Here is a 14,780-nt window from a genome sequence, read left to right as displayed (position 1 = left end):
TTTCTTGCCGCAAGAGAGGTGATGCGCTACCCGCGCCTTACCGGTCCCGCAAGGGCTAAGAGGGAATCCGCGGCGCTGTCAGGCGCCAACCGGAACTGCCCCCGCAACTGTAGGCGGCGAGTGCTGTGCCATGATGTCACTGGACCATCCGGTCCGGGAAGACGGCGCAGGCAATGACCCGCCAGTCAGGAGACCTGCCGGTGAAAACTGAAGCACACCGGACGGGGTTGTCCGGGGAGGTTGCCGGTAACATGCGCCGCCAGCGCTGGAGGCTGCAAGAAGGGCCGGATCCCTTCGCCTGACCGGTCAATGCCCTTTCACCCGTTCTCCGGTCATTGACACATGGAGATCGAAATCATGTTTCTGCGTTCCGGCCTGATGGGCCTTTCTTTCGTTGCGGCCGCTCAGGCAGCCGCCGCCAGCGAGACCTTTCCGCTGACCCTTCAAAACTGCGGCGAGACCGTCACCTTTGAGGCGCCCGTTGCGTCCTCCGTGACCGTTGGCCAGGCTGCAACAGAGGTGCTCTATGCGCTGGGCCTGGGCGGCAAGGTGCTGGGCACCTCGGTCTGGTTCAACGATGTGCTGCCCGAATTTGCCGAGCTGAACGGCAAGGTCGAACGCCTCGCGGACAACGATCCGAGCTTTGAAAGCGTGGTGGCCAAACGCCCCGGTCTGGTGGCGGCCCAGTATGAGTGGCATGTCGGCCCCGAAGGCGTGGTCGCCAAGCGCGAGCAGTTCCATGACCTCGGCATCCCGACCTATGTGATGCCCGCAGATTGCGTTGGCAAGGACAACACCACCGGCGGTGACGGCACCCGCACCGAAATGTTCACCACCGACAGCCTCTATCAGGGCATCGAGGAACTGGCGGCGATCTTCGGCGAGGCCGGGAAGGGCGCGGAACTGGTCGCAGACTACAAGGCGCGCGAGGCCGCGGCTGTGGCCAAGGCGCAGGAGGTTGCGCTGGACGACGCCTCCGCCGTGTTCTGGTTCTCTTCGCCCGAGATGGAAAGCGACCCGTTCGTGGCCGGCCAGAAGGGCGCACCGGGCTACATGATGCAGCAGCTGGGCCTCCGCAATGTCATCAAAACCGACGAGGAATGGCCGACCGTGGGCTGGGAGACCATCGCCAAGGCCAACCCGACCGTGATCGTGATTGCCCGTATGGACCGCCGCCGCTTTGCCGCGGATGACTATGAGAAAAAGCTGGAGTTCCTGCGCAATGATCCGGTCGCCAGCCAGATGGACGCGGTCAAAAATGATCGTATCGTGGTGATGGACGCCCAGGCCATGGATGCCACCATCCGCGCCATCCCGGCGCTGGAGGATCTGGCTGCTGAACTCAGCGCGATCGGCAACGGCGAATGAGCGCAGCCGCCGCATTGGCCTGGCAGGGCATCCGGGGCGCATGCCTGGCCCTGCCAGTGCTGGCCGCGGCGGTTCTGGCTGGTGCAATGATCGGGGAAACCCCGCTTGCGCCTGACCTAGTTCTGTCCGTTCTGGCCAACAAGCTGGCCGGGGCGGGCCTGCCGGTGGACCCGGTGGACCAGGGCATCATCTGGAGCTACCGGCTGCCGCGGGCGCTGGTGGCTGCGGCCTGCGGAGCGGCGCTGGCGGTGGCTGGCGTGGTGCTGCAGGCGCTGCTGCGCAACGCGCTGGCGGACCCTTATATTCTGGGTATTTCGGCCGGCGCCTCGACCGGCGCGGTTGCGGTGACTATCGCCGGGCTTGGCGGCGGCGCCCTGTCGTTGTCCTTCGGCGCCTTCAACGGGGCGCTGCTGGCCTTTGGCTTTGTCGCCATCCTGGCCCGCGCGGCCGGGGCAGGGGGCAGCCGCGCCGCGGCGGCTCAGATCGTTCTGGCGGGTATCGCCGGTTCGCAGCTGTTCAACGCGCTGACCGCCTTTATCATCGCCAAGTCCGCCAATGCCGATCAGGCCCGCGGCATCATGTTCTGGTTGATGGGCAACCTCAGCGGCGTGCGCTGGCCGGATGTGTGGCTGGCGGTGCCGCTGGCGCTGGCGGGCTGGATGATCTGCCGGTTCCATGCCCGCGCGCTGGATGCGTTCACATTCGGCAGCGACTCCGCTGCTTCACTTGGCATCCCGGTCCGGCGGGTTCAGGTGGTGCTGATCTTTGCCACTGCGCTGATGACCGCGGTAATGGTGTCGATCGTCGGCTCCATCGGCTTTGTCGGCCTGGTGATCCCCCATGCCGCACGCTTCCTGGTCGGCCCCGGCCACCGCAGGCTGATGCCGGCCGCGGCGCTGACCGGTGCGGTGTTCCTGATCGCTGCCGACATCGTGTCCCGCATCATCATCCCCGGCCAGGTGCTGCCTATCGGGGTTGTCACCGCCTTGATCGGGGCGCCGTCTTTTGCTGTGATCCTGGTGCGCGGGCAAAGGGCTGCACGATGAAGATCGAAGCCCGCAACCTGTCGTTTGCCGTGCGCGGCAGAACCCTGGTGCAAGATGTGTCTGTGTCGGTTCAGCCAGGCGAAACGCTGGCTCTGGTCGGGCCGAACGGCTCCGGCAAGTCGACCTTGATGCGGCTGCTGTCCGGTCTCGCAAAACCAACGCAAGGGCAGGTGCTTCTGGCGGACATGCCGCTGGCCCAGCTGACACGCCGCCAGATTGCCCAGCGGATTGCCATTGTCGAGCAGCAGGCCGACACCGGCGAACGGATTACCGCCCGCTCCGTTGTGGAGCTGGGCCGTACCCCTTGGCTGTCGGTGCTGAAACCCTGGAACTTTGAGGACACCGCGCTGGTGGATAAGGCACTGGCCACTGTTGAGATGGAAGGCTTCGCAAGCCGCGAATGGGCCACCCTGTCAGGTGGTGAACGGCAGAGGCTGCACATTGCCCGCGCCTTGGCGCAGCGGCCGGGGCTCCTGCTGCTGGATGAGCCGACGAACCATCTGGATATCCATCACCAGCTGTCGATCCTGCACTGCATCCGGAACCTGAAGGTGACCACCGTGGTGGCCCTGCATGACCTCAACCAGGCGTTGACCTGCGATAAGGTGGCGGTGCTGTCGCATGGGCGGCTGGTCGCCTGTGGCGCACCTGAACTAGCACTGGCCCCAGATACGATTTCCGAGATTTTCGGGATCAAGGCGCGGTGGGTCCGCGAGGCCGATGGGGCGGACCCCTTCCTGTCTTTTCAATTGGCTTGAAGTACAGGCGGTCGCCGGCCCCGGCGGGTTCCGGGTGTTGTCAGCCCGGCGCGCCGAACAGGCCGCAGGACTGGATGAAGGTGCAGCATTCCTCTGTCAGTGCGGCAAAGCGGGACCGTTCGCGCTGGTACAGGTAGACCGCCCGCTTGTCGGGCAGATCGGCAATAGGGCGAAAGGCGGTGGCTTCCGGCATGAAGCGGGCGACCGTCTGCGGCAGCACGGTGACCCATTTGCCGGTCCGCACCATGGTGATCAGAGAATGGGTGTTGTGGATCGTCACATCGGCCTTGCTGCTGGCCTCGACAAAGCGCTCGTTACGGATCAGATCGCACAGGGCATTGCGGACAAAACCCGCAGCGGTCACATCAGCAATTTCCGGCACGGCCTCCTGCCGGTACAGCGGATGCTCCGTGGAGCAGACCAGGCCAAACCGGTCCTCGAACAAGGGAACCGCCCTTACGCCGTTCAGGGGATGATAGCCGGAGGCGATGCCAATATCCGCCTTGCCCTCCGCCAGCGCATCAAGCACCTCCTGGGTGTCTGTGTCGCGCAACTCCACCTTGAGCCCGGGGTGGCGTGCCGTCATATGCTCCAGCACCGCCGGAAAAACCAGCGCGGCGACGGAGGGAACCGAGACAATCTGCAGCAGACCGTGGGCCGCCTCTGCAGCCAATTCGATGCTTTGCACGGTCTGGTCGAAGCGCCGCACCTGCTGCTGAGCCAGTTCAAAAACCTGCGCGCCCAAAGGCGATAGCTGATTTTTGCGCTCGCCTTCAAACAGCTTCTTGCCCAGATGCTCCTCCATCTGCTTCAGTGTCATGGAAACAGCGGATTGGGTCCGGCCCAGCCTGTTTGCGGCCTCAGACAGATTGCCGGTCTGGGCCACAGTGCAGAAAGCGCGCAGCATTTCGATTTTCAACGCCATACTTCAAGAATCCTGAAGTTCTTTACAGTTTATTGAGTTTGACTGATGCGGCGTCCGGAGTCCATCCTGCACGAAACCTGAAATTCAGCATCTGGGGCTTTTCCGTGACCAAACTGAACCTGATTGCCGGCGAATGGCTGGCTGGCGAAAGCGAAATCGAAAACCGCAACCCGTCGGATCTGAACGATCTGGTTGGCATGTTTGCCCAGGCCAGCTCCGATCAGCTGGAGGCAACCCTGGATCAGGCGCAGATCGCCCAAGCCGAATGGGCGGCCTACGGGCTGGAGCGCAAGCAGGCGGTACTGATGAACATCGGCAATGAGCTGATGGCCCGCGCCGAGGAGCTGGGCACACTGCTGAGCCGCGAGGAAGGCAAGCCGCTGGCCGAAGGCAAGGGCGAGGTTTACCGCGCCGGCCAGTTCTTCACCTATTACGCCGCCGAATGCCTGCGCCAGATCGGAGAAAACGCCGACTCCGTGCGCCCGGATATCGAAGTGGACGTGCGCCGTGAGGCAGTTGGCGTGGTGGCAATCATCTCGCCCTGGAACTTCCCGACTGCGACCGCCTCCTGGAAGATCGCTCCGGCGCTCTGCTACGGCAACGCAGTGGTGTGGAAGCCGGCCAATATCACCCCGGCCTCCGCTGTTGCCCTGACTGAGATCATCGAACGTCAAGACATCCCCAAGGGCCTGTTCTCGCTGGTCATGGGGTCGGGCCGTTCTATCGGCCAGCGCCTGGTCGAAAGCCCCAAGGTGAACGCGATTTCCTTCACCGGTTCGGTGCCTGTGGGCAAGGGCATCGCGTCTGCCGCCATCCAGAACCTGACCAAGGTGCAGATGGAGATGGGCTCCAAGAACGCGCTGGCGGTGATGGATGACGCCGATCTGGATCTGGCCGTCACCCTGGCGCTGGGCGGCGCCTTTGGCGGCACTGGACAGAAATGCACCGCCTCCTCCCGGCTCGTGGTCCACGCGGCCATTCATGATGCCTTTGTCGACAAGCTTGTCGCCGGGGCACAGGCCATGAAAGTGGGCCACGCGCTGGAAGCGGGCGTGCAGATGGGGCCGGTGGTCAGCGAGCAGCAGCTGAACGAGAACCTGGCCTATGTGGACATTGGCACTTCTGAAGGCGCTGAACTGGCCTGCGGCGGCCAGCGCCTGGAGATGCCGCACGAGGGTTTCTACATGTCCCCCGGCGTGTTCCTGAACACCACCAACAACATGCGCATCAACCGCGAGGAAATGTTCGCACCGCTGACCAGCGTGATCAAGGTCGGCAGCTATGACGAGGCGCTGTCGGTGGTGAACGACACCAACTTCGGCCTGACCTCGGGCATCGTCACCCAGTCGCTGGCCCGCGCCACCCACTTCCGCCGCAACGCGCGCACCGGTGTGGTCACTGTCAACCTGCCAACCGCAGGCACCGACTACCACGTGCCCTTCGGCGGCCGCGGCGACAGCTCCTATGGCCCGCGCGAGCAGGGCAAGGCGGCGGCGGAGTTCTACACCACCGTCAAGACCGCCTACATCAGCGCCGGCAAGCCGGTCTGAGACTGAAATCCTGGCCGCGCCGAAGACCGGCCTGCCAGTTTGCGGAAGCGCCCGCCCTCCATGTTTCCCCTGTGGCGGGCGCATCCTGCCCGCCGCCTAGGGCCGGGTGCGCGATTTAGATAACCGAGGTGCTTGAATGACCGGATACCGTATCGACTGCCTGCAATATGCCAACTGGTCCGAGAAGATCTTCCGCCAGCTGCGCGAAGGCGGCGTGGACGCGATCCATGTCACCATTGCCTATCACGAGACCTTCCGCGAGACGGTCCTGAACTTCGAGAAATGGAACCGCTGGTTCGAGCAGTACCCGGATCTGATCATGAAGGGGCAGTGGGCCTCTGACATCGACAAGGCCCGCGAAACCGGCCGCACCGCTGTGTTCTTCGGCTTCCAGAACCCCTCGCCGATGGAGGACGACATCGGCCTAGTGGAGATCCTGCACACGCTCGGCGCCCGATTCATGCAGCTCACCTACAACAACCAGTCGCTGCTGGCGACCGGCTGCTACGAGGCTGAGGACATGGGGATCACCCGCATGGGCAAGCAGGTGATCAAGGAGATGAACCGGGTCGGCCTGGTCGTGGATATGAGCCATTCCGCCGACCGCTCCACCATCGAAGCAGCGGAAATTTCCAGCCGCCCGATCGCCATTACTCATGCCAACCCGCATGAATGGTCGCCGGCCCTGCGCAACAAGAAGGATGATGTCATCCGCGCAGTGACCGGCCACGGCGGCATGCTGGGGTTCTCGGTCTATCCGCACCACTTGAAGGGCAAGTCCGACTGTACCCTGCAAAGCTTCTGCGAGATGATCGCACGCACTGCCGAGAAATACGGGGTGGAGCATCTCGGGATCGGCACCGATCTCTGCCAGGATCAGCCCGACAGCATCGTTGAATGGATGCGCGTCGGCCGCTGGACGAAAGAGATCGACTACGGCGAAGGATCAGCCGCCGCGCCGGGCTTCCCGGCAATGCCTAGCTGGTTCAAGGACAACCGCGACTTTGGAAACATCGAAGAAGGCCTTCGCGCGACGGGCATGAACGATGACGAGGTCAGCGGCATCATGGGCGGGAACTGGTACCGGTTCTTCGCCGAAAACTTTGGCCCAAAGGGATAGGTCATGGAAACAACCGCGCAGACAACGATATCACGACGGGATCCGGCACAGGTCATGCGCCTCAGCCGGCTCGGTTCCTTGCATCAGTGCCGCCTCAGCTTCATGCGGGTGCTGACACGCCGCATGGCCCGGGAAAACTGGAGCTTTGCACGCCCCAAGTTCGATATCGATGCCAAGGGCGTTGGTGTGGCGGTCTATTCCGCTACCACCCCTGCGCGGACTTACTCCCTGGTTGCCTTTGCCCACGATCTGCCGCCCGAAATGCGGTCGGACCGGGTGATTGCAACCGCTTGGGATTCCACCTTTGCCCTGTTTGACGGCATCCCCACCGACGAAGATATCGAACGGCTTTCGAAAAACGTCCCCTATCAGGAGGCGGGCCGGGTCAGCGAGCGCGAGATTTCGGTGTCCCGTGCGAACCGGTCTGTGCGGCTGTGGGAACATGTGGTGTCCTCCCTGGCAGAGGGGAAGCAGCCGGATCCAGAGCAGCTGCAGGCGGTCGGATACCTGATGCGGACCACCGCTGTTTACGGCTCTGGCAAGCTGGGTGCTGCCGACCGCGAGATGATCGCCGCACGCCCCGAGTTCGAAGTTCCGTTTCAGGCAGAAATGCTGTCGGTTTTCCTGACCCGCTGGTACGTGCGCGATCTTGTGCAGCATATGGCCGACATGCGCGCCAAAGCTGCGGGGAACACTGCAGCCCGGCTGGCCCCGGAACTGGCGCGTTCGCTCGGGATCGGCAATTCAACCGGACTGGGCATGGCGCCATTCCTGTTGAACCACCCGGTTCTGTTCAACAACTGGATTGCCTCCCGCGAGGAAGCGATCCGGACCGTCCGCAGCCTGGACAGTGCGTCTGATGAAGACACGGGTTTGTTCCTGGAGCTGTTGCAGCGCAGCAAGAAGAACGTGGCGCTGTGGCACTCGGAACATGAAATTCAGGTCCGCAAGCTAAGTGAGCTGCGCAGCGATCTGGAGAAAATTGATGGCTACCTGGCCAGTCCTGAAGCTTTGAGCGGCAGCCATCCCTGGGACCGGATGTACCGCTGGGCGGAAGAGACGCTGACGCTGGAAGGGCAGGAATGGCTCGCATCGCTGATGCTGGAGCCCTATGGCGGCCTGGTGGACGATCTGAGCAACGGCATGGCCGCAGACAATACGCCGACGTTCCGCATCGCCGGTGCAATGACCATCGAGGAACTGCGCGGTCTGCTGGAGCGGGTCTATGAATGGGCCATCGGCACCGATTGGCAACAGCCGGAAAACCGTGCCCGCGCCTGGTATGTCTCCGAGGAGAAGCTTGAACCCCGTCTGGGCGAGCGTTTCGAAGAGCCAGTCGAAGAGTATGAACAGCCGCTGGCGCCTGGGCGGGACGCTGCTGCCTTGTTCAAGGCGCTGGCTCATTGGCAGGGCGATACCCGCGTTGCCGAGTTCCTGCTGCGCCACCCTGAGCACCGCCATACGGTGCGCAGGGTGCAGATTGCCGGACGTGCGCCATATGCGGAAATCCGGGACAACACGATTTCACATGATGTCCTGCCGATTGACATGCTCCGCTGCAAGCTCGCCTTTTTCGGCGCTACCCAGTTCGATCCCCGGTCCGACCGGTGGGTCCGGATCTGCATGTACGGCAATGCCCCGTATCCTCAGGACCTGTCAGCGGAAAATGCTGATTTCTGGGTCTATCCGACGCTTGAAGAGGGGGCACCGGCATGACCCATTCGCTGAATGAAATCGAGGCTATGTGCAAACGCGCGGCCCGCGGTGCCGGGTTGAGCTGGGGACTGGCCGAGGAAGCCGCAAAGGGCACCCGCTGGATCTCCTCCTTCGGCTTTCCGGGGGCTGAACTTCTGGCCGAGCTCCTGGAAATGAACGACCGCCTGCCGCCTGCCGATTTTACGCCGTCCGCGCTGGAGGGCGTTTGGCGTGCGCCGTCGGGCCGGATGAGCCCGCTGATTGCGGGGGCTGCTCTGAGCGATTGCGCGGTGCAGCTGATGGACGAAGGGCAGATCGTGATGGAACGCGTTTGCGTTCCGTTGCTGCTGGTGCCCTTCGCCGCCGGCGCGGCGCTGCGGCTGGAAACGGCGGTTTCCGTGGAATGGGCCGGCGCCCGCCTGGCAACCGACGGACGCCAGCTGTGCGCCCAGGGCGCGCCGGATGCCTATACTGCCAGGCTGGCGGACAAGGTCACCTTTACTGCCCCTGCCAGCATGACAGAACGCCGCGAGCCGGTGCTGCGCGGCAGCGCCCCGGCAGAGGCATGGGACCGCCTTGGCGTTCTTGCCCACCGCACCTATGCGCCCGCCACCGAAGCTTCGCGACTGCGCGGCGCCGGTGCCGGGCTATCCGACAATGACTGACAAAGGTACCTAAATGATCGAGACCCAGACACTTACACTTGCAGAAATTGAAGACCTGGCTTTCCGGGCGCTTGTCAAGGCTGGCACCACGGAAGCAAACGCACGTCCGCTGGCTGTGGCAACAGCCATGACCGAAGCGGACGGCGTTGCCTCGCATGGTCTCGCCTATATCCCGATCTACGCAGAGCATGTTCAGTGCGGCAAGGTGGATGGACAGGCCCGGCCTGTCCTGACACAGCCTCGCCCAGCTGTGCTTGTCGCTGACGCAGCCACCGGATTCGCGCATACTGCAATCGATATGGGTTTTGAAAAGCTGGTGCCGCTAGCCCGTGAACAGGGTGTTGCCGTTCTGGCTGTGAACAACTCCTACAACTGCGGCGTGCTGGGCATCCACACTCTGCGTCTGGCCCAGGCCGGTTTGCTGAGCTTTGGCTTCACCAATGCTCCCGCGTCCGTCGCCCCTTGGGGCGGTTCCAAACCGGTTGTTGGCACCAACCCGATTTCGGTTGCTGCCCCGGATGGCAAAGGCGATGCAGAAGTTCTGATCGATCAGTCCGCAAGCACGATCGCAAAAAGCGAAGTTATGAAACACGCACGCGAAGGCAAACCGGTTCCCGAAGGCTGGGTGTTGGATGCAGACGGCAAGCCAACTACTGATCCAGAAGCAGGTCTCAAGGGATCAATGGTGCCGTCGGGCGGCTACAAGGGCGTGAACCAAGCGTTGATGGTTGAGATTATGGCAGCAGCTATGACCGGTGCCACATTGGGTGCGGTAGCCAGCCCATTCTCGGGCACAGCAGGTGGCCCGCCGAAGACAGGTCAGTTCTTTATTGCCATCGATCCTGATGCAACCTCCGGCCAGATGTTCGGAGAACGTTTGAAGGCCCTGACCGAGTCCTTCCGGGAACAGGAAGGTGCTTTTGTTTCCGGTGACGACCGCCGCGTTAAGCGCTTGCGAGCCCGCGAAGAGGGGGTCGCTGTGAATGCTGCTCTGCTGGAGCGTGTGCGAGCAATCGCATAACCGCGCGAGGGGAGAGACTTTGACCGCTATTCCGAATGTTCTGCCCCCCTGGACTAAGAAACGCCGGTTTTCCGCGAACTCGGACGGTCCGCCGAAAACCGGCCAAATGTTCATCGCAATCGACCCGGCTGCGACAGCAAATGACGCTTTTGGTGCTGGAATGGCCGGGATCGTAGAAGCGGTGCGCGGGCAAGCCGGCGCACATCTGCCCGGAGACGGGCGTCGGGCCAAGCGCTTGCAGGCCCGTACAGACGGCGTCGCGGTCAGTACCGCAACACTGGCCAGGATCGAAGCTCAGCTGGGCTGACGCCAAATACCGGCGGTTGCACGAACCGCCGGACCATCCGCACCTTGGTGCGGCACGTGCGAAACGGGAGGAAACGCATGTCTATAAAGCAACCTTTTACGGATCTGGAGATCAAGACCTCCGACCAGGGCTTCTACAAGGGGCACAGTGTCGAGATCGCCTTGCTCAGCAAGGGGATCATGGTCGCTCTGGTTCTCTGGGCACTGGTCTGGCCGGCAAACGCCACGGGCGTTCTGGGCAGCCTCAACTGGCGTATCCTTGAGGATTTCAACGCCTTCTACATCGTTATCGTCGGTTTCTTCGCCTTTTTCCTGTTTGTGGTCGCCGCATTGCCGCAAACCGGTAAGCGGATCATGGGGGGACCGGGCCAGGGCAAAGAGTTCTCGGACTTCTCATGGTTCTCGATGATGTTCGGCGCCGGCCTCGGCGTTGGCCTCATGGTTTTTGCAACCGCCGAGCCGATGGGTCTCTGGGGCTCCAACCCTGTCGTTCTGGCGCAGGAAGTGACACCCAACACCGAAGAGGCCGTTCAATCCGGCTTCCGTTACACGTTCCTGCACTACGGTTTCCACGCCTGGGCGATCTATGTGGTGACCGGCCTGTCGCTGGCCTACTATGCCTATACCCGCGACATGCCGCTGACCATCCGCACCGCGCTGACACCGCTGTTCGGCAAGCTGATGAACGGCTTCCTGGGCCATGTCGTTGACGTTCTGGGTGTTGTTGCCACCATCCTGGGCGTCTCCGTCACCATTGGCTTTGGCGTTTCTCAGTTCGTGGACGGCGTTTACGCGGTCACCGGCATGGAATGGATGATGGACATGAGCGGTGATGCGCCTGCTCCGGGAACCGTTGGCCTGCTGGCCGGTCTCTTTGCCATCATGGGCCTGTCGATCATCTCAGCTGTCTCGGGTGTGGGCCGCGGCGTGAAGTATCTGTCGAACCTGAACTTGGTTCTGTCCCTGATCCTGCTGCTGGTGTTCGTGGTTTTCGGCTCTTTCATGTTCGCTATGACCACGTATGCTTCGGCCTTTGTGGACTACGTCCTGCATTTCACCGCGCTGAGCTTTGGCCCCTACATGCCGCAGTCGGCCGCGGACTTTGCGGCAGCGCTGCCAGCAGATGCTGCACCTTACGCCGATGCGCTGCGCGGAGGTGCAACCAATGCCTGGGGCTCCTTTGAGGGCTTCAAGACCGGCCTGGAAGGCGAAGCCGCTGCCCTGTCCGACGAGGTTCTGGCAGCAGCTTACGCTGCGGGTGAGCCGCAGCGCCAGTTTGGCTGGCAGGCGGGCTGGACCACCTTCTACTGGGCCTGGTGGATCGCGTTCTCGCCCTTCGTTGGCCTGTTCCTGGCGCGGATTTCACGCGGCCGGTCGGTGCGTGAGTTTATCCTCGGCTGTGTGATTGCTCCTGCACTGGTCTGCTTTGCCTGGATGGCCATCCTGGGCGGCACCGCCATCGACCTGGAACTGACCGGCGGCGCAGACGGCGCGATCATCGGCGCATCGAACACCGCAAAGCTGTTCGTGACCCTGCAAAGCATGATCGACGGCGGCCTGCTGTCCGGCATCACCATCATGTGCGTGGTGCTGATCATGACCTTCCTGGTCACCTCGGCAGACTCCGGCATCCTGGTGATGAACACCATCATGTCCGGCGGCGACCAGAACATCGGCAACAAGCACAAGATCGTCTGGGGCCTGATCCTGACCGCGGTCATCGGCACCCTGCTGTTTGCGGGCAAGCAGAATGGCGGGGCCGACCCGATGGAAGCGCTGAAAAGCGCGATGATCATCGGCGCGCTGCCCTTCACCATGGTCATGGGCCTGATGTGCGTGTCCCTGGCCAAGGCGCTGTTCCGTGATGGTCAGCGTGAAAAGGCTGCGGCTCCGGCCGAGTAAAGAAGCAGACACCGGGCAGCGCTGCCGCGTTTGCCCGGCTGTTACAGGAAAGCCCCGGATGGGGCGGAGAAGCCGGGGGAGTAATCCTCCGGCTTCTTTTTGCCGCCGCGCGGCGGCAGGCGCAAAACCCGCCCATAAAAAACGCCCCGGATATCCGGGGCGCTCTTTGTCTTCCGTGCCGGGAGTTCAGCCCGCCAGGTCGAACCGGTCGGCGTTCATCACCTTGACCCAGGCTGCCACGAAATCGCGGACAAAGGCCGCGGCGCCGTCATCCTGGGCATAGACCTCCGCCAGTGCCCGCAACTGCGAGTTGGAGCCGAACACCAGATCCGCGCGGGTGCCGGTCCATTTGACGGCTCCGCTGGCCCGGTCGCGGCCCTCATAGGTGCCGTCGCCGACCGGTTTCCACTCCACCCCCATGTCGGTGATGCCGGTGAAGAAATCTGTGCTCAGCACGCCAGCCCGGTCGGTGAACACGCCATGTTTGGAGCCGCCGTGGTTGGCACCCAGCACCCGCAGCCCGCCAATGAGCGCGGTCATCTCCGGCGCGCCCAAGGTCAGCAGCTGCGCCCGGTCCACCAGCATCTTCTCAGCCGGGACGCTGTACTCGGCCTTCTGGTAATTGCGGAACCCATCGGCCTCCGGCTCCAGCACCGCAAAGCCTTCGACATCTGTCTGCTCTTGCGTGGCATCGGTGCGGCCCGGGGTGAAGGGCACATCGACGGGGTGACCAGCGGCCTTGGCGGCTTCCTCAACACCAGCACATCCCCCCAGCACGATCAAATCCGCCATGGAGATTTTCTTGCCTCCGGACGCATTGGCGTTGAACTCGCTCTGCACTTGCTCCAGCGCCTTCAGCACTTTGGCCAGCTTGACGGGCTCGTTCACTTCCCAGTCCTTCTGCGGCGCCAGCCGGATGCGGCCGCCATTGGCACCGCCGCGCATGTCGGAGCCGCGGAAGGTCGAGGCCGAGGCCCAGGCCGTTGACACCAGCTCTGAAACCGAAAGCCCGGAATCAAGGACTGCCTTTTTCAGCTGCGCGGCGTCCTGCGCATCCACCAGCGCGTGATCCACCGCTGGCAGGGGATCCTGCCAGATCAGGTCTTCCGCGGGCACATCAGCCCCCAGATAGCGCGACTTCGGCCCCATGTCGCGGTGGCACAGCTTGAACCAGGCGCGGGCAAAGGCATCGGCGAATTTCTCCGGGTTGGCGTGGAACTCGCGCGAGATCTTCTCGTATTCCGGGTCCATCCGCAGCGACATGTCGGCGGTGGTCATCATCGGCGCATGTTTCTTGCTCGGGTCGTGGGCATCCACCACCATGTGTTCGGGCTTCACGTCCTGGGCTTCCCACTGCTGAGCACCCGCCGGGCTCTTGACCAGCTTCCACTCATAGCCGAACAGCACGTCGAAATAACCCATGTCCCAGGTGGTCGGGTTCGGCTTCCACGCGCCTTCGATACCCGAAGTGGTGGCGTCGCCCCCCTTGCCGGTGCCATGCGCATTGGCCCAGCCAAAGCCCATCTGCTCCATTGCGCCGGCTTCCGGCTCGGCGCCCACCAGCTCCGGATCGCCTGCGCCATGCGCCTTGCCAAAGGTATGGCCGCCTGCCACCAGCGCCACGGTTTCCTCGTCGTTCATGCCCATCCGCGCAAAGGTATCGCGCACGTCAAAGCCGGAGGCCACCGGGTCCGGATTGCCGTTCGGCCCTTCCGGGTTCACATAGATCAGGCCCATCTGCACCGCAGCCAGCGGGTTCTCCAGATCACGGTCGCCGGAATAACGCTTGTCGCCCAGCCACTCGGTCTCGGTGCCCCAATAGATGTCTTCCTCCGGCGCCCAGATATCCTCGCGCCCGCCGCCAAAGCCGAACACCGGCCCGCCCATCGACTCAATGGCGCAGTTGCCCGCCAGGATCATCAGGTCCGCCCAGGAGATCTTGTTGCCGTATTTCTGCTTGACCGGCCACAGCAGGCGGCGCGCCTTGTCCAGGTTGCCGTTGTCCGGCCAGGAGTTCACCGGCGCGAACCGCTGGTTGCCGGTGCCGCCGCCGCCGCGCCCGTCGGCGGTGCGGTAGGTGCCGGCACTGTGCCAGGCCATGCGGATGAACAGGCCGCCGTAATGGCCATAGTCGGCCGGCCACCAGTCCTGGCTGTCGGTCATCAGCGCAAACAGGTCCTTCTTGACCGCTTCCAGGTCCAGCGTCTTGAATTCCTCGGCATAGTTGAAATCCGCCTCCATCGGGTTCGACTTGGGCGAATGCTGGTGCAGGATCTTCAGGTTCAGCTGGTTCGGCCACCAATCCTGGTTCGAGGTGCCGCCGGCATCGGTGTTCAGCGCCGCGCCGTGCATCACCGGGCATTTTCCTGCGGGGGTATTTCCGTCCATTTCCATCTCCGATCGTGGCTTCAATTGTTTGAACTG

General features: G+C 63.2%; 12 protein-coding genes and 1 riboswitch. Of the genes, 10 read left to right on the top strand and 2 right to left on the bottom strand.

All coding sequences use genetic code 11. The features are described from left to right. Positions 1 to 24 precede the first annotated feature (24 nt). Positions 25 to 217: riboswitch (cobalamin riboswitch) on the top strand. Between the two features lie 140 nt (positions 218 to 357). The 3 genes from K3725_RS12885 to K3725_RS12875 are packed head-to-tail and all read left to right on the top strand — an operon-like array spanning position 358 to position 3,172. Continuing rightward, positions 358 to 1,368 carry an ABC transporter substrate-binding protein gene (locus tag K3725_RS12885; protein WP_260015724.1) on the top strand — a complete coding sequence of 337 codons (1,011 nt, stop codon included), beginning with the start codon at positions 358 to 360 and terminating at the stop codon, positions 1,366 to 1,368. Then, positions 1,365 to 2,414, top strand: coding sequence for an iron ABC transporter permease (locus K3725_RS12880; RefSeq protein WP_260015723.1), 1,050 nt, complete (start codon positions 1,365 to 1,367; stop codon positions 2,412 to 2,414). The genes K3725_RS12885 and K3725_RS12880 overlap by 4 nt, the downstream gene beginning before the upstream one ends. Beyond that, positions 2,411 to 3,172: an ABC transporter ATP-binding protein gene (locus K3725_RS12875; RefSeq protein ID WP_260015722.1), complete on the top strand. Its 762-nt coding sequence runs from the start codon at positions 2,411 to 2,413 to the stop codon at positions 3,170 to 3,172. Before K3725_RS12880 ends, K3725_RS12875 begins: the two co-directional genes overlap by 4 nt. Positions 3,173 to 3,212: 40 nt before the next feature. Here the strand turns inward: K3725_RS12875 and K3725_RS12870 are convergent, their stop codons facing one another. Further along, positions 3,213 to 4,097: a LysR family transcriptional regulator gene (locus K3725_RS12870; RefSeq protein WP_260015721.1), complete on the bottom strand. Its 885-nt coding sequence runs from the start codon at positions 4,095 to 4,097 to the stop codon at positions 3,213 to 3,215. 104 nt (positions 4,098 to 4,201) lie between these two features. On the opposite strand from K3725_RS12870, the gene K3725_RS12865 reads away from it, so the two are divergent. The 7 genes from K3725_RS12865 (at position 4,202) to K3725_RS12835 (ending at position 12,356) form a co-directional block, all read left to right on the top strand. Continuing rightward, positions 4,202 to 5,647 (top strand): aldehyde dehydrogenase family protein, encoded by a 1,446-nt coding sequence (locus tag K3725_RS12865; protein WP_260015720.1) that lies wholly within the window; start codon positions 4,202 to 4,204, stop codon positions 5,645 to 5,647. Positions 5,648 to 5,783: 136 nt separating this feature from the next. Then, a complete protein-coding gene (locus K3725_RS12860) occupies positions 5,784 to 6,767 on the top strand; it encodes a dipeptidase (protein ID WP_260015719.1) in 984 nt (327 codons plus the stop codon). A 3-nt stretch (positions 6,768 to 6,770) separates the two neighbouring features. Continuing rightward, a complete protein-coding gene (locus K3725_RS12855; RefSeq protein WP_260015718.1) occupies positions 6,771 to 8,483 on the top strand; it encodes a hypothetical protein in 1,713 nt (570 codons plus the stop codon). Continuing rightward, positions 8,480 to 9,127, top strand: coding sequence for a DUF3726 domain-containing protein (locus K3725_RS12850; protein ID WP_260015717.1), 648 nt, complete (start codon positions 8,480 to 8,482; stop codon positions 9,125 to 9,127). The genes K3725_RS12855 and K3725_RS12850 overlap by 4 nt, the downstream gene beginning before the upstream one ends. A gap of 13 nt (positions 9,128 to 9,140) precedes the next feature. Continuing rightward, entirely contained in the window at positions 9,141 to 10,148 is a 1,008-nt protein-coding gene (locus K3725_RS12845) for an Ldh family oxidoreductase (RefSeq protein ID WP_260015716.1), read from the top strand. 106 nt (positions 10,149 to 10,254) lie between these two features. Then, complete coding sequence (locus tag K3725_RS12840; RefSeq protein WP_260015715.1) at positions 10,255 to 10,455, top strand: Ldh family oxidoreductase; 201 nt, start codon at positions 10,255 to 10,257, stop codon at positions 10,453 to 10,455. Between the two features lie 77 nt (positions 10,456 to 10,532). Next, positions 10,533 to 12,356: a BCCT family transporter gene (locus K3725_RS12835; RefSeq protein WP_260015714.1), complete on the top strand. Its 1,824-nt coding sequence runs from the start codon at positions 10,533 to 10,535 to the stop codon at positions 12,354 to 12,356. Positions 12,357 to 12,542: 186 nt separating this feature from the next. Here the strand turns inward: K3725_RS12835 and katG are convergent, their stop codons facing one another. Continuing rightward, positions 12,543 to 14,744: a catalase/peroxidase HPI gene (gene katG / locus K3725_RS12830; RefSeq protein ID WP_260015713.1), complete on the bottom strand. Its 2,202-nt coding sequence runs from the start codon at positions 14,742 to 14,744 to the stop codon at positions 12,543 to 12,545. Between the last annotated feature and the right edge of the window lie 36 nt (positions 14,745 to 14,780).

Source organism: Leisingera sp. S132, from assembly GCF_025144465.1.
GTDB lineage: Bacteria > Pseudomonadota > Alphaproteobacteria > Rhodobacterales > Rhodobacteraceae > Leisingera.
Note: the sequence above shows the minus strand (reverse complement) of the source record. Positions and strands in the feature narration are given on the sequence as shown.

Coding starts and splice junctions, on each gene's coding strand:
- K3725_RS12885 (WP_260015724.1), top strand. CDS start 358: ATGTTTCTGCGTTCCGGCCTGATGGGCCTTTCTTTCGTTGCGGCCGCT.
- K3725_RS12880 (WP_260015723.1), top strand. CDS start 1,365: ATGAGCGCAGCCGCCGCATTGGCCTGGCAGGGCATCCGGGGCGCATGC.
- K3725_RS12875 (WP_260015722.1), top strand. CDS start 2,411: ATGAAGATCGAAGCCCGCAACCTGTCGTTTGCCGTGCGCGGCAGAACC.
- K3725_RS12870 (WP_260015721.1), bottom strand. CDS start 4,097: ATGGCGTTGAAAATCGAAATGCTGCGCGCTTTCTGCACTGTGGCCCAG.
- K3725_RS12860 (WP_260015719.1), top strand. CDS start 5,784: ATGACCGGATACCGTATCGACTGCCTGCAATATGCCAACTGGTCCGAG.
- K3725_RS12855 (WP_260015718.1), top strand. CDS start 6,771: ATGGAAACAACCGCGCAGACAACGATATCACGACGGGATCCGGCACAG.
- K3725_RS12850 (WP_260015717.1), top strand. CDS start 8,480: ATGACCCATTCGCTGAATGAAATCGAGGCTATGTGCAAACGCGCGGCC.
- K3725_RS12845 (WP_260015716.1), top strand. CDS start 9,141: ATGATCGAGACCCAGACACTTACACTTGCAGAAATTGAAGACCTGGCT.
- K3725_RS12840 (WP_260015715.1), top strand. CDS start 10,255: ATGTTCATCGCAATCGACCCGGCTGCGACAGCAAATGACGCTTTTGGT.
- K3725_RS12835 (WP_260015714.1), top strand. CDS start 10,533: ATGTCTATAAAGCAACCTTTTACGGATCTGGAGATCAAGACCTCCGAC.
- katG (WP_260015713.1), bottom strand. CDS start 14,744: ATGGACGGAAATACCCCCGCAGGAAAATGCCCGGTGATGCACGGCGCG.